General features: G+C 64.4%; 17 protein-coding genes and 1 pseudogene. 5 read left to right on the plus strand and 13 right to left on the minus strand.

What is annotated here, in order from left to right; all coding sequences use genetic code 11:
* The first annotated feature begins 50 nt into the window (after positions 1–50).
* A complete protein-coding gene (locus B0G62_RS24670) occupies positions 51–860 on the plus strand; it encodes a PIG-L deacetylase family protein (RefSeq protein ID WP_103706834.1) in 810 nt (269 codons plus the stop codon).
* Here B0G62_RS24670 and B0G62_RS24675 read toward each other — a convergent pair.
* Both B0G62_RS24675 and B0G62_RS24680 read right to left on the minus strand, forming a co-directional pair.
* Entirely contained in the window at positions 857–1,477 is a 621-nt protein-coding gene (locus B0G62_RS24675; protein ID WP_103706835.1) for an SAM-dependent methyltransferase, read from the minus strand. The genes B0G62_RS24670 and B0G62_RS24675 overlap by 4 nt on opposite strands.
* A gap of 14 nt (positions 1,478–1,491) precedes the next feature.
* Positions 1,492–2,655 carry an acyl-CoA dehydrogenase family protein gene (locus B0G62_RS24680; RefSeq protein WP_146055351.1) on the minus strand — a complete coding sequence of 388 codons (1,164 nt, stop codon included), beginning with the start codon at positions 2,653–2,655 and terminating at the stop codon, positions 1,492–1,494.
* A gap of 529 nt (positions 2,656–3,184) precedes the next feature.
* On the opposite strand from B0G62_RS24680, the gene B0G62_RS24685 reads away from it, so the two are divergent.
* The 3 genes from B0G62_RS24685 to B0G62_RS24695 all read left to right on the plus strand — a co-directional run bounded on the left by B0G62_RS24685 (position 3,185) and on the right by B0G62_RS24695 (position 6,114).
* A complete protein-coding gene (locus tag B0G62_RS24685; RefSeq protein ID WP_103706837.1) occupies positions 3,185–4,474 on the plus strand; it encodes an MFS transporter in 1,290 nt (429 codons plus the stop codon).
* Between the two features lie 33 nt (positions 4,475–4,507).
* Complete coding sequence (locus B0G62_RS24690; protein WP_103706838.1) at positions 4,508–5,719, plus strand: M20 aminoacylase family protein; 1,212 nt, start codon at positions 4,508–4,510, stop codon at positions 5,717–5,719.
* Between the two features lie 146 nt (positions 5,720–5,865).
* Entirely contained in the window at positions 5,866–6,114 is a 249-nt protein-coding gene (locus B0G62_RS24695) for a hypothetical protein (RefSeq protein WP_103706839.1), read from the plus strand.
* Between the two features lie 23 nt (positions 6,115–6,137).
* On the opposite strand, the gene B0G62_RS24700 is transcribed toward B0G62_RS24695, so the two are convergent.
* The 8 genes and pseudogenes from B0G62_RS24700 to B0G62_RS24735 form a co-directional block, all read right to left on the minus strand.
* Positions 6,138–6,434 carry a hypothetical protein gene (locus B0G62_RS24700; RefSeq protein WP_103706840.1) on the minus strand — a complete coding sequence of 99 codons (297 nt, stop codon included), beginning with the start codon at positions 6,432–6,434 and terminating at the stop codon, positions 6,138–6,140.
* A gap of 155 nt (positions 6,435–6,589) precedes the next feature.
* Complete coding sequence (locus tag B0G62_RS24705) at positions 6,590–7,759, minus strand: osmoprotectant ABC transporter ATP-binding protein OsmV (RefSeq protein ID WP_103706841.1); 1,170 nt, start codon at positions 7,757–7,759, stop codon at positions 6,590–6,592.
* Entirely contained in the window at positions 7,756–8,409 is a 654-nt protein-coding gene (locus tag B0G62_RS24710) for an ABC transporter permease (protein WP_103706842.1), read from the minus strand. The genes B0G62_RS24705 and B0G62_RS24710 overlap by 4 nt, the downstream gene beginning before the upstream one ends.
* Positions 8,410–8,419: 10 nt before the next feature.
* Entirely contained in the window at positions 8,420–9,331 is a 912-nt protein-coding gene (locus tag B0G62_RS24715; RefSeq protein ID WP_103706843.1) for a glycine betaine ABC transporter substrate-binding protein, read from the minus strand.
* Complete coding sequence (locus tag B0G62_RS24720) at positions 9,328–10,044, minus strand: ABC transporter permease (RefSeq protein WP_103706844.1); 717 nt, start codon at positions 10,042–10,044, stop codon at positions 9,328–9,330. Before B0G62_RS24720 ends, B0G62_RS24715 begins: the two co-directional genes overlap by 4 nt.
* A 663-nt stretch (positions 10,045–10,707) precedes the next feature.
* Positions 10,708–12,036, minus strand: a complete 1,329-nt coding sequence (locus tag B0G62_RS24725; RefSeq protein ID WP_103706845.1) for an NAD(P)/FAD-dependent oxidoreductase — start codon at positions 12,034–12,036, stop codon at positions 10,708–10,710.
* 99 nt (positions 12,037–12,135) lie between these two features.
* Positions 12,136–13,458, minus strand: coding sequence for an MFS transporter (locus B0G62_RS24730; RefSeq protein ID WP_103706846.1), 1,323 nt, complete (start codon positions 13,456–13,458; stop codon positions 12,136–12,138).
* A 198-nt stretch (positions 13,459–13,656) separates the two neighbouring features.
* Positions 13,657–14,004 (minus strand): annotated as a pseudogene (locus B0G62_RS24735) (LysR substrate-binding domain-containing protein); the annotation flags it as partial.
* A 171-nt stretch (positions 14,005–14,175) separates the two neighbouring features.
* On the opposite strand from B0G62_RS24735, the gene B0G62_RS24740 reads away from it, so the two are divergent.
* Positions 14,176–14,577, plus strand: coding sequence for a hypothetical protein (locus B0G62_RS24740; protein WP_103706848.1), 402 nt, complete (start codon positions 14,176–14,178; stop codon positions 14,575–14,577).
* A 97-nt stretch (positions 14,578–14,674) separates the two neighbouring features.
* On the opposite strand, the gene B0G62_RS24745 is transcribed toward B0G62_RS24740, so the two are convergent.
* The 3 genes from B0G62_RS24745 to B0G62_RS24755 all read right to left on the minus strand — a co-directional run bounded on the left by B0G62_RS24745 (position 14,675) and on the right by B0G62_RS24755 (position 18,744).
* Positions 14,675–15,580 (minus strand): LysR family transcriptional regulator, encoded by a 906-nt coding sequence (locus B0G62_RS24745; protein ID WP_103706849.1) that lies wholly within the window; start codon positions 15,578–15,580, stop codon positions 14,675–14,677.
* Positions 15,581–15,590: 10 nt separating this feature from the next.
* Positions 15,591–16,988, minus strand: a complete 1,398-nt coding sequence (gene dbpA, locus B0G62_RS24750) for an ATP-dependent RNA helicase DbpA (RefSeq protein WP_103706850.1) — start codon at positions 16,986–16,988, stop codon at positions 15,591–15,593.
* Positions 16,989–17,157: 169 nt separating this feature from the next.
* Positions 17,158–18,744, minus strand: a complete 1,587-nt coding sequence (locus B0G62_RS24755) for a Na+/H+ antiporter (RefSeq protein WP_103706851.1) — start codon at positions 18,742–18,744, stop codon at positions 17,158–17,160.
* Positions 18,745–18,812 lie beyond the last annotated feature (68 nt).

The raw sequence follows: 18,812 nt of genomic DNA on the forward strand, positions 1-18,812 counted from the left end.
GCGAGCGGCGGGTCGTCGAGGCAGTCAGGGGGATACCGGGAGTAATAACGATGGCGAGTGAATCGAGGGAAGGCCGTAAAGGGCAGGCGCTCACCCGGCCGCGAACGCCACGCTATCTCGTCGTCTCGCCTCATCTCGACGATGCGGTGTTTAGTTGTGCCTCGCTGCTGGCTGCGCGGCCCGGCACGATCGTATGCACGATCTTCGCCGGCACGCCGAAGATTCCGCAGCGCACCGGCTGGGACGACGCGGCGGGGTTCGTCGACTCGACGCAGGCCATGCAGGGCCGCCTGCGCGAAGACAAACTGGCACTCGACGTCTGCGGGGCGCATGCGATCAGGCTCGACTTCCTCGATGGACAGTACGGCCCGCTACCCGATGCCGATACGCTCGCCGCAGCACTTGGCGATGAACTGGAGCGGCTGCCCGACCTCGAACTGGTCGTGCCGTTGGGCCTTCGTCATCCTGACCACGTGCGCGTGGCCGAGGCGTGGGGCATCCTGTTTCGCGCGCGGCGCCTGAAATCCTGCGTGGTTTACGGGGAGGCGATTCATCGGACGGCGCGCGGCGCGGCGGCGGCCCGATTGGCCGAACTCGGTGCGGCGGGTTTGTGCGCGCACTCGCTTGACGAGACATGGTTGCCGGAACGCCTCGGTGCGCGTGCGCTCGACGTCAAGCGGCGCAGTGTGCGCGCCTATGCGAGCCAGTTGCGCGCATTTGGCGAGCGCTTGCCGGCCGACATCGCCAAGCCCGAGCGCTATTGGCGACTCGGGTGGGCAAGCACGGCGAGCGCGCTGCGTGCGTTGCGGCGGAACTGCGCCACGGCCGATGGCGCCAGGACCCGAACTCACACCGCCTAAGCCTGGCGCTCGCGGCGCGCGACGCTGACTGGATCGCGACTCCACGTGTCGAGTGAGAAATCGGCGTCTTCCATATGCACCACGCGGTGCAGCGACGCGCGCAGCGCGGCTGCCGCGAATGCCTGCCCGACCGTCGCGCCGTCGAGCATCCACGACTCGCCGCCGTGCCGCCAGTGGCAGCAGAGCAGGGTGCCGTCGGCGTCGAGTGCAGCGCAGGCACGGTCGGCGAGCGCGTGGCAGGCGTCGTGGTCGAGGTAATAAGCGATCTCGCTGACCACGACGAGATCGAAGCGTTGCGAGGGCCAGTCGTGCGGCATGACGAGCGCTTCGACCTGGACGTGCGGAAAAGGCTCGAGACGGCGGCGCGCCGCGTCGATCGCATGGGGCGCGAAGTCCGCGCACAGCAGACGCTCGCAGCGCCGCGCGAGCGCGGCGGAAAGCTCGCCGGTCGCGCAGCCCGGCTCAAAGCCGTAGCGATAACGCGCGCGCGGCAGCGCGGCTAGCGTGAGCGCGCGTTTGCGCGCCTCGTACCAGCTCGTGCGGTAACGCCAGAGGTCGATATCGTTCGCGAACTGGGCGTCGAAATACGCGGCGCGCGAGTCGGGTTGCCGTGCCATGAAATCGCGCTGGATCAGAGTAGCCAGACTTCGTCCGCCGCCACCGCCGCGCCGAGGGCGGCGAGATCGGCTTCGGCATGGCTCTGGCGCACGAATACCGGCAGATCGGCGGCCATACGCGCAAACCACGCGTCGCGGCACAACGGGGCCGCGCCAAGGCCGCGCGCGCAGGCCCGCAACGTGGTGTCCACGGCGCTCTCGACGGCGGCGCGCACGCGCAGCGCCAAAACGTGGGCGTCGGCTCGAGGGGCGGCGTCGATTGCATGGGCCGCCTCGCGCAACAGCGCACGGGCCGCGCAGAGCGCCGCGTCGGCCGCGCCCAGATGCGCGCGCAGGTGCGGATCGTCGCGCCGTTGCGCCGTGTCGCGCAGGTACATGGCAAGTGCCGCGGCCGCGCCGTACCAGCATGCCGCGACGCCCGCGCCGCCGTGCCAGAAGCCGGGGCGTCCGGTATACGTTCCGCTCGCACCGATCAGCGTGGCGCACGCGCCGTCGAGATCGATCTCGACGCTTCGCGTGATCTGCATACCCACGGCCTCCCAGCCACGGACGCTTACCTTCACGCCCGGTTGATCCATCGGCAACGCGGCGAGCCAGTCGCAGCCTTCGTCGTCGACGCACGTCACCAGCGCGTGCGTGACGAACGCCGCACCCGAACACCATGCTTTCGTGCCCTTGAGCGTCACCTTCGGCATGTCGTCGCGGCGGGTGATGCGCAAGTCGTTGCGCGGCGCGCGGGCGGCCCAGACTGCCCATATTTCGACCGGTTCGTCGTGGCTCGCAGGCCGGCGCGGCGCATCGAGTTCGGCCAGTATCGCCTGCGCGTCGGCATGCGCTTCGTAGATCTTCGCCAGCGAGACGTCGAGCGCGGCGAGTGCGGCGAGCCGCTGCCAGCGCACGAGCGTCGAGCCGCCGCCGGGTTGCGGCAGCGACGGCTCGGCCCCGATAAGACGCCGGGCCGCGTTGGCGAGAGAAGGGCTGTCGAGCGGAAATGTCAGCGCTTGTAGCGACGCGGTAAAGTCGGCGTACGGGGCGGCGGTTTCGTGCCCCGGTGAGCCCGGGCGTGCCTCGGCTGGGGAGGTCGCACCGGAGCCTTCGCTTTCGCGGGGCCAACGTGCCGATTCCGTTCTCGATCCGGTGCGTAGCGTGACATTCATCGCGGTGTTCCGCCTCGTCATTTCGTGCTCCTCGCCAGCAGACCCGATCGATTTGCGCAAGCGGCGTGCCGGACCGGAAAACGCTGCCGCTTCCAATCTTCGCTGATAGTGCACATCGTGCGAGTGAGGTTAGTGACAGTTGACGCGTTCGCCGACGCATTCGCTGCGATAGAAGGGTTTTGTGTCTAAAGCGGTATTGAGCGCCTGGGGGCGCTCAAATGTGATAGTGGTCCTGATAAGACGTCGGGATAATGGAGAGCGTCGCGTTGACGGCTTCGCACGAAATTCAAGCATCCGTCGCAATCGCCTCGAACAGTACTGTTCCCAGAGAACCATATCGCTGTCTAACTCAAATCCATATCGCTCTCTAATTGAAAGCCCCATCCAAAGATACCCCCCAGTAAACACATTGATTCCCTCCAGTTATCAACATGAAAATTTCTCACTTCTCTCAAAAGCCCGCCTGGCCTGAATATCGTTTCGCGCCAAGCCTTTCGCGCACCTCGCCTCGCACGAACGCGACGTTCAACCTTGCCCGCGGAGATCCGCCATGAATGACGTTACGCTCGACGCTGCCGCCGCCGTTCCCACGCCTGCGCGCCAGAGCCAGTTTCGCCTGATCGCCGCGTGCTCGATCGGCAATGCGCTCGAAATGTACGACTTCACCGTCTACAGTTTCTTCGCTATCCTGATTGGCAGACTCTTCTTTCCCTCCGATAGCCCCTATGGCTCGCTGCTGCTCGCCGTGGCGACCTTCGGCATAGGCTTCGTGATGCGCCCGCTCGGCGGACTCGTGATCGGCAGCTATGCCGACCGACGCGGCCGCAAGGCCGCCATGACGCTCACCATCGCGCTGATGGTGGTCGGCACGCTCTGCATCGCGTTTGCGCCGACCTACACGCAGGCCGGCGTGGCCGGTTCGCTCGTGCTGCTGGCGGGCCGTCTTTTACAGGGCTTTTCGCTGGGTGGCGAGATCGGCGCTTCCACGTCCATGCTGATGGAGTCGGGGCCGGCCACGCAGCGCGGCTTTCGCGTGAGCTGGCAATTGGGTAGCCAGGGTATTTCGGCGCTGCTTGGCGCGCTCACCGGCGCATTGCTCTACGCGACGCTCACGCCCGCCGCACTGGAAAACTGGGGCTGGCGTTTGCCGTTCCTGGGCGGCCTGTTGATTGCACCCGTGGGCCTCTATATCCGCTCGAAACTCGACGAAACACACGAGGCCGAACCCGACGCACCCAGTCCGCTCGGCACGCTGATGCGCGAGCACGGCAGCAAGGTGGTCAAGGGCATTCTCGCGGTCACGGCTGGCACTGTCGGTATGTATCTGGTCGTGTTCTTCATGCCGACCTACATGATTCGCGTGCTCAAGATGCCGCCGTCTCTCTCGCTGCTTTCGGGTTGCGCCACGGGCATCACGATGTTGATCGCCTCGCTCGTGTCGGGCCGTCTCGCCGATCGACTCACGCGCCGCAAGCCGCTCGTGATGGCCGCGCTCGTGTTCAATCTGCTGGCGGTAGTCCCTGCGTTCTGGCTCATGACGCGCTTTCCCAGCGTGCCGCTCGTGCTGCTGCTTTCCGTGATCCTGACGGCCGCTTCCAATCTCGGTTCCACGCCCATGTTGCTGGTGCTGATGGAAATGCTGCCGATCTCGGTGCGCGCAAGCGGGCTTTCCGTGATTTATAGCGTCGGCGTGACGGTATTCGGCGGCAGCTCGCAGTTCATCGTTACCTGGCTGATCGCGAAGACCGGCAATCCGCTCGCGCCGGCGTTGTACATGCTTGCGTGTGGGTTCGTGACGCTGCTCGCCGTCTGGAGCATCCGCGAACGCCGCATCAGCTAATTCCATCGAGACACTCAAGGAGGAGCCCCACACATGAAGCGCGAACCCACGCTCACGCCGTTCCAGCTTTTGCCCACGCTGCTGCCGGAAATCGAAATCGATGCTGAAGAATTTGTCGGCATTCGACGCCAGATTCATTCGCATCCCGAATTAGGATTCGAGGTGGGCGCCACCTCGAAGCTCGTCGCGATGCTGCTGGAGAAATGGGGCTACGAGGTGCATACGGGCATCGGCCGCAGCGGCGTGGTGGGTCAACTGAAAGTGGGTGCGGGCACGCGGCGGCTCGGTATCCGCGCGGACATGGATGCGCTGCCCATCGTCGAAAACACCGGCCTGCCGTATGCGAGCCGGAATGCAGGCAAGATGCACGCGTGTGGACACGACGGCCATACCGCGATTCTGCTCGCGGCAGCGAAGCGTCTCGCACAGCAACGCGATTTCAATGGCACGCTCAATCTGATCTTTCAACCTGACGAGGAGAATCTGTGCGGCGCGAAGGCGATGATCGATGATGGTCTGTTCGAGCGCTTCCCCTGTGATGCGGTTTATGGCCTGCACAACATGCCGGGCGTGCCTGCGGGCACGTTCCGCGTGCTGGAGGGGCCGGTGAGCCTTTCGTCGGATGTAGCCGATGTCACGCTCAAGGGTGTAGGCGGTCACGGTGCGATGCCGCATCGTGTGAAGGATCCGGTCGTTGCGGCGGCGGCGCTCGTGACGGCGTTGCAGACGGTGGTGGCGCGCAACGTCGCGCCCGACGATACCGCGGTCGTTTCGGTCGGCTTCATTCGCGGCGGGGCCACGCATAACGTGATTCCGGAAACCGTCACACTAGGCCTGAACATCCGAGCGGCGCGTCCCGAGACACGCGAGCTGGTCGAGCAGCGTGTGCGCGAGATCGTCACGCTGACGGCGCAGGCACATGGCGTCGAGGCGCTGATCGACTATCGTCAGCTCACGCCGCCAATGGTCAACACGGCGCAAGAAACGTTGCTGGCGCAACAGGTTTGTGCGGAACTGGTAGGGGTGGAAAACGTCGTCGTGCAGGCGCCAAAGGGCTTGAACGGCAGCGAGGATTTCGCGTGGATGCTCAAGGAGGTGCCGGGCTGCTATCTGCTACTGGGCAATGGCGAAGGCGAATTGGGCGGCTGCATGGTGCACAACCCCGGTTACGATTTTAACGATCAGGTGTTACCGCTGGGCGCGGCGGCATGGGTGAGGCTCGCCCAGCGATTCCTCGTGGCGTAAGGATAAAGGCTACAGAGTACCAACAGGCGGCTTTCAGAAATCGGCGGTAATACGCGGGGCAGGTCGATGTACGGCACTTAAGCTTCTCTTCAGCGAGGCTTCGCTAAGATCAGCGTGCCGTTCCCGCGTATGGAGTCCACCCCGCCATGAAGCCGCCGATCTTCGCCCAGCTGCACGCGGACCTTGCCGTTATCGCCGCAACGGCGATAGTCATTCAGGCAGCGGTATTTATATCGATCGAATGGTTGCGTGTGCCGCAGCACGATTTCGCGACGCCCGGTTTCCGCTACGGCGTGATCGCGGTCGTGGCACTGATGGTGCTGGTTGCGCGCTGGTTCGAGCGGCGCGCGGCAATGGATACGATAGATGCGATGGATTCGCGTCCACGTTGGTAAACGTAGTGTCAGCGTCGTACGCTTCAGGCCGTACCCTGCCTACTTCTTTCGTTGCTTTCGATTTTCATATCGACGATGCGACGGCCCTCGCTAAATCCTCCCATCAATGCCTCCGCTTCGGACGCGAAAACGCGTTCCGTCGTGCGTTCTATGCGCAGCGGGCCCTGCATCGGCACAGCGTTGGATTCGTCTGAGTAAATCGTCAGGAGAGCGACGTAGTCGGGCACGGCGCAGGGGTTGTCCTGCGTTGGATAGGCGGGACATTGAGCTTCGACGCTGACGTCGATCGCATGGCCGCGATGCTGATAGAGGCGTTTCATGACTGAGGCTGAGGTCGCCGATGAATGCGGCGGGTTGCGCAGGCCTCGATTATGCGTGCGGGCAACTTAGGAAACGCTTAAGAACTCACGCTGGCGCTTGGACAAAAGCGCCGGCGTGATCGATCCCGGTTCAAGCGATTTAAACGATTCCAGCGTCAAGCGACCGCGTGCGCAAGCTGGATCGCTGCACCCGGCGGCTGGCCGGTCTGTTGGCGCGAGCGGCCCGAACTCAGATACGCGGCGATCGAATCCTGCGTGATTTCGCCGATATAGGTGCCCTCGGCATCGAGCACCGGCATCCACGACGCGCTGAACTGGTACATCTTCGAGAGCACCACGCGCAGATTGTCGTCCACTGAAACGCTCGCCGGGAACGGCGTCACGCGATCGCCACAAACGCCATCGGCGGCACGCGCCGCGCGGCGCGTCACGAAGCCGAGCGCATGGTCCGCATCGTCGAGCACGGTCAGATAGCGGGTGTCCGCTTCGTCCATCACGGCGAACGCGTGCGCGAGCGGCGTATTCACGCGCGCCGTCTCCGGCTGCGTGGCGGCGTCGCCGGACTTCACGAGCAGGAGGCGCTTGAGCGTGCTGTCCTGGCCCACGAACTGCGCGACAAACTCATCGCGCGGGCGCGCGAGCAGCGTGTCGGGATGATCGTATTGCACCAGTTGGCCGCGCCGGAACACGGCGATTCGATCGCCCAGCTTGATTGCTTCGTCGATGTCGTGGCTCACCATGATGACGGTCTTCTTCAGTTGCCGCTGCATCTGGAAGAACTCGTTCTGGATGGCCTCGCGATTGATCGGGTCCACTGCGCCGAACGGTTCGTCCATCAGCAGCACGGGCGGATCGGCGGCGAGTGCGCGAATCACACCGATACGCTGCTGCTGGCCGCCCGAGAGTTCACGCGGATAGCACTTCAGATACTGCTTCGGATCGAGCGCGACCATCGACATCAGCTCTTTGGCACGCTCCGCGCAGCGCTTCTTGTCCCAGCCCAGCAGGCGCGGGACCACGGTGATGTTTTCCTCGATCGTCATGTTCGGGAACAGGCCGATCTGCTGGATCACATAGCCGATATGGCGGCGCAGATCGACCTCGTTCAGTCCCGTGGTGTCCTCGCCATTGATCAGCACGCGGCCCGAGGTAGGCTCGATGAGCCGGTTGATCATCTTGAGCGTGGTGGTCTTGCCGCAGCCCGAGGGGCCGAGAAACACGCAGATTTCCCCTTCCTGGACCGAAAGGCTCACTGCATCGACCGCCTTCACGGGCTGCCCGTCCTTCTGCGTGAAGGTCTTGGTCAGTTGGTCGAGTTCGATCATGTCTTCTGTACTCCTTTCGGTGTCAAGGCGCGCTGCAGCATCTGCAGGAACAGATCCGCAACGATGGCAAGGATGCTCACGAGCACCGCGCCCAACAGCAGCTTCATCATGCTGCTCTGGCCGATTGCGCGCAGGATCAGCGTGCCGAGTCCACCCGCGCCGATCACGGCGGCGATCGTCATCACGCCGATATTCACCACTACCGCAGTGCGCACGCCCGCGAGAATCACGGGCACCGCGAGCGGCAGATCGACGAGGCGCAGACGTTGCCACGAAGTCATGCCGATGCCGGTGCCGGCTTCCTTGATGCCTGCATCCACGTTGCGCAGCGCGAGGTAGGTGTTGCGCATGATCGGCAACAGCGAATAGAGGAGCACGGCCGTGATCGCGGGCACGGGGCCGATGCCCTGGCCAAAGCGCGAAAAGAACGGGATCATCAGCCCGAATAACGCGATGGATGGCAGCGTGAGCACGATAGTGGCGACGCCGAGCAGCGGCCCCGCGAGCCATTCGTGACGATTGATCAGCACGCCCAGCGGCACGCCCACGACGATCGCGCAGCCCACGGCGATACCCACGAGGTAAATATGCTGCAACGTGAGCTGCAGCAGATCGGGCCAACTCGAAGCGAGATAGTCGAATACGCTCATACGGTCTCCTTCATGGCAGAGGATGCGCGCGCAGGAACGCCTGCGCCACTTCGCGCGGTGGTTTGCCGTCGAGATCCACGGCCTTGTTCATGTCCTGCATCACCTCGTTGCTGAGTGCAGCCGACAGCGCGTTGAGTTGCGCCGCCAGCTTGGGGTTCTGGTCGAGCGCGCTCTTGCGCACGACGGGCACCGCGTTGTACGGCGGGAAAAAATGCTTGTCGTCGTCGAGCGGCACGATGCCGAAGCCCTTCACGCGCCCATCGGTGGTGTAGACGAGGCCGATCTTCAACTGGTCGTTATGCAGCGCCGTATAGACGAGCCCCGGGTCCATCTGCTTCACCTGCGAACGCTTGAAGTGCATGCCATAGGTGTCGAGCAATGGTTTGAGACCATCTGGACGATTGGCAAATTCCGCGTCCATGCCGAACACCACATGTTTCGCGGCGGGATGGGTTTTCAGATAATCGGCCAGCTGCGAAACCGTTTTGATGCCCGAGGTCTCTGCGAACTGGCTTGGCAGGCCCAGCGCATAGGTGTCGTTGAGCGACGAAGCGTTGAGCCAGACAAGACCGCGCGGTGCGTCGAGCGCCTTCACGCGTTGATACATTTGCTCGGGGTCGAGTTTTTCGGTGATCTTGTCGTAGACCAGCGCCGCCGTGCCCGTGTAATCCCACACCAGATCGAACTGGCCGTTTTCCAGCGCGCTGCGCATGAGTGTGCTGCCCAGACCCGAGCGGACTTCCACGTCGTAGCCGCGCGAGCGCAGATATTGCGCTGTGACTTCGGCCAGCACGTATTGCTCGGTGAAGTTTTTCGCGCCCAGCACAATTTTGGCGGCGAAGGCGCTGCTGCTCGCGGCGGCGCAGAGCACGCCAATGGCGCACAGTCCCGCTAGATGTTTAATCGTACTGCGAAGCATCATGCAACGCCTCCGTGACGAAGGTGCCACTGGCGACTGCCTGTCGCGACGATGCCATCCAGCACGAGCGCGAGAATTGCGGTGAATGCCGCGCCCAGCAACAGCAGCGGTTCGTTGTCCAGGTAAATGCCGGGGAAGATCAGCGAGCCGAGACTGTCTGCGCCGATCAAATAGGCCAGGGGCGCGGTGCCCACGTTGATCGCCAATGCCGTGCGAATGCCGCCTACGATAATCGGCAGCGCATTGGGCAGCTCCACGCGTATGAGCGATTGCCAGCCCGTCATGCCGATGCCTTTCGCGGCCTCGCGCAGCGAAGCGGGCACGTTTTTCACGCCTTCATAGCTGTTGCGCGTGATCGGCAGCAGCGAAGCGAGGAACAGCGCAACGATCGCCGGGATATTGCCGATGCCGAAAATACCCAGCGCAATCGCCAGCACGGCAAGCGAGGGAATCGTATTGCCGATGTTGAATATCTGCATGAAGTGTTCGGCCTGACGCTGGAAGCGTGGCCGGCTTAATAGCACACCGGCGGGCACGCCGACGAGGATGGCCAACACCATCGAATAGCCGACCAGCAGCATGTGCTGGCCTGCGTAATACGCGAGATCTCCCGCATGACTGCGGAACGTATCGGCGGCGATGCCGCGGGCCAGCGCCCAGGCAATGACGGCGATGGCGATCAGGCTGCCCACTAGCTGGACAGTACGTCGATTCATGAAGATACGCCTCCTCAAACTCGGTGCGGCGCGCAAAAGACAAAAGACGGCACGCCGCGAAGACGCCAGATGGCGCCGCGAATGGAAGTTCGTGATCCCGGCAAGGCCGCGATTGAACTGACGGAAACAGTCCTCGCCAGCCGCAAAAGGCGCAGCCGGCAGTCGAGTGAACGCGAATGGCGTTCGTCTGGTTGTCATGTTCAGCCGGGCGTTGCGAACAGCTTGCCCGGACAAGGCGTCGTCCCGGTAAAAGACGACATGAATGCGGTGAAAGCCGGTATCGATAACCTCGGACCGGATTTCAAAGCCGCAGGAGCCGGAGGCCCCTTTGAGGTGGCGAAACGGATGCGCGCGAGCGTAGCGCGAACTTGCATTCCGTTTCGCACAAAAGCGTGCGTTTTGTAATGAAGTTGAACCGAGTATAGAGCAATCAATTAAGCGCGTCTACCATAGGGATCGATCATAATGAATTGCATTCGGTTGAAATATGGCTATAAATGCGCCACATTGCGTCATATCGGGTTGTTGATATGGATGCCGAAATAAATAAGATGGGTATGATTTTCCGGATCAAGGAATTGTTTGAGAAACGGGAAAGAAAAAAGCGGTGCGCCGAAATGTAGCACCGCCTTTGGGGTTGAATTCAGCGAGAGCGCTTGCTCATCAAATTTCACCGCCCGGCACGATCGGCATGCCCGGCGCGAAGCGTTCGAGCGAGAACGGCGCCAGATCCACGCCGGCGTTGCGCCCGATCGCAACATCGGCGGCGGCGCGTCCCGCTGCCGGGCCGATGCCGAAGCCGTGCCCGGAGAAACCCGTCGCCACGGTCAGACCGGGAACCGTTGCGCACGCACCGATATACGGAATGATGTCGGGGGTGACGTCCATATAGCAGGCCCATTCCTGAACGACCTGTGCGTCCCTGAAGGCGGGAAAGAGCCGCGCCATGCTGGCCATCGCAGCCGATACGCCGCGCTGCGATGGCGCGGGATCCATGGTGCGCGTGCGCTCGAACGGGCTGCGCTCAGCGGCATTCCAGCCGGGGCGGTCCCGAAACTCGCGAAATGCCGCAGCGTCGAAACGCGGACGGATCGAGCGCCAGTTCTGCTTGAGCAGCGGCGTGTATTCGCGCAGAAAGCGCAGGCTATCGGGGCCGACCGGCGTGTAGCGATGGCCGCTGTAGCCGATCGTATAGCCACCGTCCAGACGCTTGCGATAGCCGATATCGCCGAGCCAGCCGCAAGTGGCCGGACCATTCTCGACCGGCGACGTGCGCAGCACCGTGCCCAGCACTTTCAGCTGCGGCAGGCGTACGCCTTCGTGCGCGCAGAAGAGGCTCGACCACGCGCCGCCTGCGAGAATCACGGCATCGCATGCTATGTGGCCACGGCTCGTCACGACGCCCGAGACCCGGCCCGCCGAACGTTCGAGCGCGCGCACCGAACAATGTGCAACGATGGTCGCGCCGCGCGCCTGCGCGGCCCGTGCCAGGGCGGGCACGGCGCGTTGCGGTTCGGCGCGGCCATCGGTTGGCACGAAGAGGCCCGCGCGAAACGCGCGCGAAGCGCCGGGCAGCAGCCTGGCCAGCTCGGCGCCTCGGACCATTTGCGCACCGGTGTCGTAGCCGGCGGCATCGTCGAACCACTGCTGGAAGCCAGCCTCATCCGCTTCGGACTCGCCAACATACAGCACGCCGCATTCGCGAAAGCCCACATCCGCGCCCACCGTATCGGCCATCGCACGCCAATGGCGCATGCTTTCGGTGATGAGCGGCATCTCGCGCATGTCGCGGCCGGCCTGGCGGCACCAGCCCCAGTTGCGGCTCGACTGCTCGCCGGCCACATGGCCTTTCTCGCAGAGCACCACGCTCACGCCTTGCGAAGCCAGATGCCACGCCGCCGATACGCCGATGACGCCGCCGCCGATAATCACCACATCCGCGCGCGCGGGCAATATCTCGGCCGAAGGCACGGCGTCCACATACGGTCCCATCCTGTCTATCCTTTTTTGCGTGCGACGCGCATTTCAGGCGCGCCGCCATGTTTTTACCGGAGCCAGGAAGTATAAGGTCAGGGACTCGCAAACAAGCGCTTAACGCGCAGGCTCGGTCGCCACGGCGCGGCGCGCCATGCCCCAGTAGAACAACGCGGCACAGCCTGCGATGGCACCGCCGATCACGAAGGCGAGCGTGTACGAGCCGGTGCGATCGACGATGAAACCCGCCACGACCGGCGAGAACGCTCCGCCAAAATAGCCGCCAAAATTCTGGATCGCGCTGACCGACGCGATCATCGAACGCGGCGCGATATCGCCCGCGAGCGCCCACGCATTGCCGATGGTCGCCGCGATGCAGGCAAGACCGAGCGTCATGAGCGTGATCGTGGCGCCGATCGTCTGGACGAAGGGCAATGCGATGGCACACAGCGCCGCGCCGAGCGAACAGATCACGATCAATACGCGCTTGGCGACCATCGGCGAGGCGATGCCGCGATCCACCAGTTTCGCGGCGATGAAGCCCGCAACGATTTCGCCCAATGCGCCGCCGAACCACGGGATGCTCGCATAGACGCCGAGTTGCACGAGCGTGATATGAAAGCGATCGATCAAATAGAGCGGCAGGAATACCAGAAAGAGATTCCACAGCCAGATCGCGCAAAAATAGCCGAGGATCATGCCCCACACGCTCTGCGAGGCGAACAGCGCGCGCCACTTGATCGGCGCGCTATCCAGTGAGTGTTCATGACCGCCGCCGCCTGCTTCGATATAGGCGAATTCCTCGCGCGACAAACGCTGGCTGTGCGACGGATTGCGATAGAACAGCATGAACAGCACGGCGAATACGATGCCGATCATGCCCGTCACGTGAAAGAGCGAGCGCCAGCCGAACGCGATCATCAACGCAACGAGTACGGCAGGCGCAAGCGCAGGGCCCCATTTCGACGACGAATCCCAGATGCCCGTCGCGAAGCCGCGCTCCTTGGCGGGAAACCACGCGGCGGTGATTTTCGCCGACGTGGGCCAACATGGCGCTTCGCCTACGGCGAGCAGTACGCGCATGAGCACGAGCCCGGCGACCGAACCCACCACTCCCGTCAGCAACGTGGCCACGCTCCACCAGATCATGCCGATTGCGTAGACGCGCTTCGCGCCGAAGCGGTCGATGATCCAGCCCGCAGGCAACTGCATGACCGCATAGGTCCACGAAAACACCGTGCCGAGCAGGCCGATCTGGGTGCGCGTGAGTCCCAGGTCGTGAATCATGCCGGGGGCGGCGATCGCCAGATTGGCCCGATCGAGATAGTTGATGATGCCGCCGATCAGCAACCAGGCGAGCACATGCCAGCGAAAATTGGCGCGTGTCGTGGCGGGTGCAGCGGTAGAAGCAGAAGCGTTCGCAACCAGCTTGTCGTCCATCTCGTCTCCTGGTTTTTCTGTATTCGCCCAGAGTGTGGGAAATGCGCGCGTACGACAGTTTCATGCGGGCACTTCATTCTGCGCCTTTGTTCGGGAGGCGAAAAGTAGGGCGGTAAATCTCGTTGTGTGGGAGAGGGAATTCGCAAAGAACTGGAATTATGTGAATAGGATGCCGAAATAAACGGGGGCGGAAAGTACGTAGAGACCACCCGCGCTCGTGAGACGCAACGTGATGCAGTCGTGCTGGAGCAGATCCTGCGGTGACTTTGGCGTTTTCTGCTTCGCAAGGTAAGCGGGCGCGCCGACGATCACCATCTTCAGATCCGGCGCGATCCGCACGGCGATCATGTCCTTCGCAACCTGGTCGCCGGTACGCACGCCGATATCGAAACGATCGGCCACGATATCGCGCAGCCCGTAATCGACGCTGATTTCGACCTTGATGTCTGGATACGCGGGCAGAAAATCCGTGAGCTTCGGCCAGATTACCGTATCGACGGTATGGTCCGTCGCCGTGATGCGGATCGTGCCTGCGGGCTTGTCGCGCAGGAGGTGGCGCAAATCCTATCATCGGTATGGCGCGGGGCGGCACCTGCTTTCTTTGCGGCGAGGGCGCAGGCGCGGCTCAAATATCAGCGTCAGCGCTGTGCGTCTGCCGGCCACCGTGGCGCGATCCGGCTAGAATCGGGCTTTGCTTCGATTACCGTGATTCGCGCCATGAAAACTCTCTTCGCCTCGGCTCTTGCCGCGCTTGTTGTCGCTGCCAGCCCGCTCGCGCAAGCCCAGTCCGCGAGCGACGCCGCCGCCTCGCAACAGGAATGCTCGATTGGCCGTGTGAGCGGCGTGGCCGGCGCTGCGGCCAGTATGCGCGAATACCTCGCATTGCCAGAGCGCGACCGCTACCGCTATTTCTCGGATCATCAGATCGACTGCCAGGTGGGCGACGATGGCCGCGCCACGCGTTGCGTCGGCCTGGTCAATCTGCGCAAGGATAAGGTTAGCGTGTACGACGACAGCGACCCCGTGACGACCACGGTGGTCGCGCGCGTCGAACTCGAACACGGCACGTATCCGGTCATCATCGTGGTGCGCAAGCAGGACATCACCTGCGACGAATGAGGGCGCGGGCTTTTCATGCCCGGCTTCGCCTTGTTGTGCTTTCGTGCGTCCTGGGCCTGTCGGGACGATGAAGGGCGTGCGCTGCCCATCCGACGTGCTAGCGCACGCGCGCCGCCTGCCAGTCCGAACCGCGCGCGAGATCGACGAACGCGCCCAGATAGTCGATCGACGCGTCGGCCTCGCGCGTGCCCAGAAAGATCTGCTTGGCGATGCCTTGTTTGCCGAGCTTCACGCTCACCACCGGCATGCGCTCGGCGTATTCGTCGGCGAGCCAGCGCGGCAGCGCCGCCACGCCGCGATCGCTCGCCACCATCTGCAGCATGATGTCGGTGGTCTCGATCGTCTTGTGACGGCGCGGGACCACGCCCGCCGGACGCAGAAACTGGTTGTAGATGTCGAGCCGGTCGGTCTCGACGGGATAGGTGATGAGGGTTTCGTCCATCAGCTGCTCGGGCTTCACGTAGCGCGCGGTCGCGAGCGCGTGACGCTCCGAAACCACCAGCACCTGTTCGTAGTCGAACACGGGCTCGAAGCGCAGGCCGGGGCGCATGAGCGGGTCGGGCGTCACCAGCACGTCGATGTCGTAGCCGAACAGCGCGCCGATGCCGCCAAACTGGAAGCGCTGCTTCACGTCGACATCGACATCGGGCCAGCGCGCGAGATACGGCGACACCACCTTGAGCAGCCACTGATAGCACGGATGACATTCCATGCCGATGCGCAGCGTGCCGCGCTCGCCGTCGGCGTACTGCTTCATGCGCGCCTCGGCGTGCTCGAACTGCGGCAGCAGACGGTTGGCGAGGGCGAGCAGATAATGTCCCGCCTGGGTGAGGCGCAGGCTGCGCCCGTCACGGTCCCAGATGGGCGTGCCGAGCTGCTGCTCGATTTTCTTGACGGTGTGGCTCAGCGCCGACTGCGTGAGAAACAGCGCGGCGGCGGCGGCAGTCAGCGAGCCCTGGCGCTCGACTTCGCGAATGATGACGAGGTGGATGCGTTCGAGCATCGCCGGGACCTTATTCGTCCATCAAGCGCGCACGCACCTTCTTGCCCTTGACCTTGCCCGCGTTGAGCTTGCGCACGGCGTCGCGCGCGATGCTGCGCTCCACCGCCACGTAGGTCGAGAACTCCGTCACGTTGATCTTGCCGATCTGCGCGCCCGTGAAGCCGGCCTCGCCCGTGAGCGCGCCCAGCACGTCGCCGGGACGGATCTTTTCCTTCTTGCCGCCCAGAATCTGCACGGTCTCCATCGGCGGCAGCAGCGGTTGGTTGCTGGCGGGCGTCAACTCCGACACCGGATGCCATTCGACTTCGCGCTTGAGCGCCTGCTCGATGCCGCCCACGCGGCCCATCTCGTTCATGGTCGCAAGCGACAGCGCCCAGCCGTCCTGATCGGCGCGGCCCGTGCGACCGATACGGTGCACATAGACCTCGGGATCGGGCGTGACGTCGACGTTGATGACGGCTTCGAGCTGCGCGATGTCGAGGCCCCGCGCGGCCACGTCGGTCGCCACCAGCACCGAGCAGCTACGGTTGGCGAACTGGATCAGCACCTGGTCGCGCTCGCGCTGGTCGAGCTCGCCGTGCAGTGCGAGCGCGTGAAAGCCCTGCGCGCGCAGCACGTCGAGCAAATCGCGGCATTGCTGCTTGGTGTTGCAGAACGCGATCGTGCTGACCGGGCGGAAATGGTTGAGCAACTGGCCGACCGTGTGCAGGCGGTCGGTATCCGCGACTTCGTAGAAACGCTGGCGGATCTTGCTGTCGTCGTGCACCTCTTTGAGCTTCACCTCCTTCGGGTTGCGCAGGAACTGCTGGCTCAGCTTGGCAATGCCGTCGGGGTAGGTCGCCGAGAACAGCAGCGTCTGACGATCCTTCGGGCACTGGCGCGCGACCTTGGCGATATCGTCGAAGAAGCCCATGTCGAGCATGCGGTCCGCTTCGTCGAGCACGAGCGTGTTGAGCGCGTCGAGCGAAAGAATGCCGCGCTCCAGGTGATCCATGATGCGGCCAGGCGTGCCGACGATGATGTGCGCGCCGTGTTCGAGGCTCGCGGTCTGCGGGCGCATCGGCGTGCCGCCGCATAGCGTGAGCACCTTGACGTTTTCTTCGGCGCGCGCGAGGCGGCGGATTTCCGTCGCGACCTGGTCGGCCAGTTCGCGCGTGGGGCAGAGAATCATCGCCTGGACGTCGAGGCGGCGCACGTCGAGTTTCGCGAGCAGTGCGAGCGAGAAGGCCGCGGTCTTGCCGCTGCCCGTCTTGGCCTGCGCGATGAGATCGTGACCGGCGAGCGCGATCGGCAGGCTGGCGGCCTGGATCGGCGTCATCTCGACATAGCCGAGCCGGTTGAGGTTCTCGAGCGTGGCGGGGGCGAGCGCAAGCTCGCTGAAGGGCGTAGCGGTGGGTGTATTCGTCATGCTGGGTCTCGCGCCCCGGGTGGGGCGGATGCCGCGCGAAGGCGGCAGGAATGGATCGGGCGGCGCTGCCAGACGTGCTCAAAAGCGTGCTGAACAGGCCGCGCGTGGCGCAATTTTAACGGATAAGCGCGGCAACGCCGCCAGATTGCGTCCGCGCGGTCTGCAAACCCTAGCCGCGCGCGTGCTCGGCGCCCAGTTCTTCGAGGTCGAGATCGTGTTCGACCTCGTGCAGCATCTCGTCACTGATGAGGCCCGCGCGGTGCATGCGCAGGATTTCCGCGCGGCCCGCGCGCACGGCGGCGAGCACGACATCGTAATGCGCCGTGCGCAGATCGATGGGCAGGCTCTGCGCATGTTCGAACTGCTGCGAGAGCGTGGCGCGGTAGCTGTACTGCTCCAGCAGGCGTGGGTGGATCACGCTGCCATCCGGTCCGTGCACGAGCGGCTGGATCGTTTCGAACTGCACGGCGAGCAGGCGCGCCCAGACTTGCGGCTCGGTGAGGTAAGCGGCGCCGGCCTGGGCGTCCTGGAGCGGGCGCACGAGCCGGATCAGCGGGCCGATCGTCACGCCTTGCAGCAGCACCGTGAAGAGAATCACGGCGAACGAGGCGAACAGGATCAGGTCGCGCCCGGGCAGGCTCTCAGGCAGCGTGAGGGCAATCGCGAGCGTGACCACGCCGCGCATGCCCGCCCAACTGACGACCGCCGCCGCGCGGAAGTCGGCGTCCAGCACCCGGCGCGGCGCGAGTCGATGCATGACGGCGCGGATGGACTCGATGCCGAACGTCCAGGCGCAGCGCGAGAGCACCACGGCCACGACCACGGCGAGCGCGGCCGGGCCGAGTTGCGCGAGCGCTTCGCCCGCGCCGCCGAGGCGCACGATCACGCCGCGCAGCGACAGCCCGATCAGCACGAACACCAGCGCCTCCAGCACGAACACGAGCACCTGCCAGAAGGCGGTGCCGCGCATGCGCACGCGCGCGCTCAGCACCTCATGCTGATGCCAGCCCAGATACATGCCGCAGGTGACGGTGGCGATCACGCTCGACACGCCCGCCATGTCGCCCGCGATATAGCTGAACCAGCCGGCGCACACGGCGACGGTGATGATCAGATAGTCGTCTTCCAGCAGGCGCAGCAGGTTGACGGTGAGATAGCCGATCAGCCAGCCGATCACGATGCCGCCCAGCGCCAGCCCCGCGAAGCTGAGCAACGCGCCCGACGTGCTGAATGCGCCGGTGAGCGCGGCGGCCACGGCGAAGCGGAACAGCACGAGACCGGCGGCGTCGTTGAGCAGGCTTTCGCCTTCGAGCAGCACCATGATGCGGCGCGGCAGCGCGAGCCGTTCCAGCACGGCGCGTGCGGCGACGGCGTCGGGCGGCGAGACCACGGCGCCCAGCGCGAAGCACACGGCCCACGGCAGCGTGGGCGCGACCCAATGCGCGACGAGGCCGACGGCCCAGGTGGTGAACGCGACCGCGCCGATCGCGAACAGCAGGATCGGCGTGATGTGCCGCTTGAAGTCGGCCCAGACGAAGAAGTAGGCGCCGTCCATGAGGAGCGGCGGCAGGAACACGATCAGCACGAGATCGGGATCGAGCACGACGGGCGGCAGGCCCGGCGCGAACGCCATGGCCGCGCCGCCGACCAGCAGCGCGGCGGCGGGCGGCAGGCGCAGCCGCCGCGCCAGCAGTTCCAGCGCCACGATGGCGATGAGGGAAAGCAGAACGAGCTTGAAAGCCGAGACGGCGGACATGGTGGTTTCCCGGTTTCTTGTGTTTATCGCCTGTCGCGGCTCGTGCGGTATTGCTGCCTGGCTGGGCG

It is taken from the genome of Paraburkholderia eburnea, assembly GCF_002917095.1.
Taxonomy (GTDB): Bacteria; Pseudomonadota; Gammaproteobacteria; order Burkholderiales; family Burkholderiaceae; genus Paraburkholderia; species Paraburkholderia eburnea.

What these genes read in the sequence shown, in the direction of transcription:
- B0G62_RS24740 (WP_103706848.1), top strand. Translation starts at nt 14,176, where the DNA reads ATGAAAACTCTCTTCGCCTCGGCTCTTGCCGCGCTTGTTGTCGCTGCC.
- B0G62_RS24685 (WP_103706837.1), top strand. Translation starts at nt 3,185, where the DNA reads ATGAATGACGTTACGCTCGACGCTGCCGCCGCCGTTCCCACGCCTGCG.
- B0G62_RS24705 (WP_103706841.1), bottom strand. Translation starts at nt 7,759, where the DNA reads ATGATCGAACTCGACCAACTGACCAAGACCTTCACGCAGAAGGACGGG.
- B0G62_RS24725 (WP_103706845.1), bottom strand. Translation starts at nt 12,036, where the DNA reads ATGGGACCGTATGTGGACGCCGTGCCTTCGGCCGAGATATTGCCCGCG.
- B0G62_RS24695 (WP_103706839.1), top strand. Translation starts at nt 5,866, where the DNA reads ATGAAGCCGCCGATCTTCGCCCAGCTGCACGCGGACCTTGCCGTTATC.
- B0G62_RS24730 (WP_103706846.1), bottom strand. Translation starts at nt 13,458, where the DNA reads ATGGACGACAAGCTGGTTGCGAACGCTTCTGCTTCTACCGCTGCACCC.
- B0G62_RS24720 (WP_103706844.1), bottom strand. Translation starts at nt 10,044, where the DNA reads ATGAATCGACGTACTGTCCAGCTAGTGGGCAGCCTGATCGCCATCGCC.
- B0G62_RS24675 (WP_103706835.1), bottom strand. Translation starts at nt 1,477, where the DNA reads ATGGCACGGCAACCCGACTCGCGCGCCGCGTATTTCGACGCCCAGTTC.
- B0G62_RS24710 (WP_103706842.1), bottom strand. Translation starts at nt 8,409, where the DNA reads ATGAGCGTATTCGACTATCTCGCTTCGAGTTGGCCCGATCTGCTGCAG.
- B0G62_RS24700 (WP_103706840.1), bottom strand. Translation starts at nt 6,434, where the DNA reads ATGAAACGCCTCTATCAGCATCGCGGCCATGCGATCGACGTCAGCGTC.
- B0G62_RS24755 (WP_103706851.1), bottom strand. Translation starts at nt 18,744, where the DNA reads ATGTCCGCCGTCTCGGCTTTCAAGCTCGTTCTGCTTTCCCTCATCGCC.
- B0G62_RS24680 (WP_146055351.1), bottom strand. Translation starts at nt 2,655, where the DNA reads ATGACGAGGCGGAACACCGCGATGAATGTCACGCTACGCACCGGATCG.
- B0G62_RS24670 (WP_103706834.1), top strand. Translation starts at nt 51, where the DNA reads ATGGCGAGTGAATCGAGGGAAGGCCGTAAAGGGCAGGCGCTCACCCGG.
- B0G62_RS24690 (WP_103706838.1), top strand. Translation starts at nt 4,508, where the DNA reads ATGAAGCGCGAACCCACGCTCACGCCGTTCCAGCTTTTGCCCACGCTG.
- B0G62_RS24745 (WP_103706849.1), bottom strand. Translation starts at nt 15,580, where the DNA reads ATGCTCGAACGCATCCACCTCGTCATCATTCGCGAAGTCGAGCGCCAG.
- B0G62_RS24715 (WP_103706843.1), bottom strand. Translation starts at nt 9,331, where the DNA reads ATGATGCTTCGCAGTACGATTAAACATCTAGCGGGACTGTGCGCCATT.
- dbpA (WP_103706850.1), bottom strand. Translation starts at nt 16,988, where the DNA reads ATGACGAATACACCCACCGCTACGCCCTTCAGCGAGCTTGCGCTCGCC.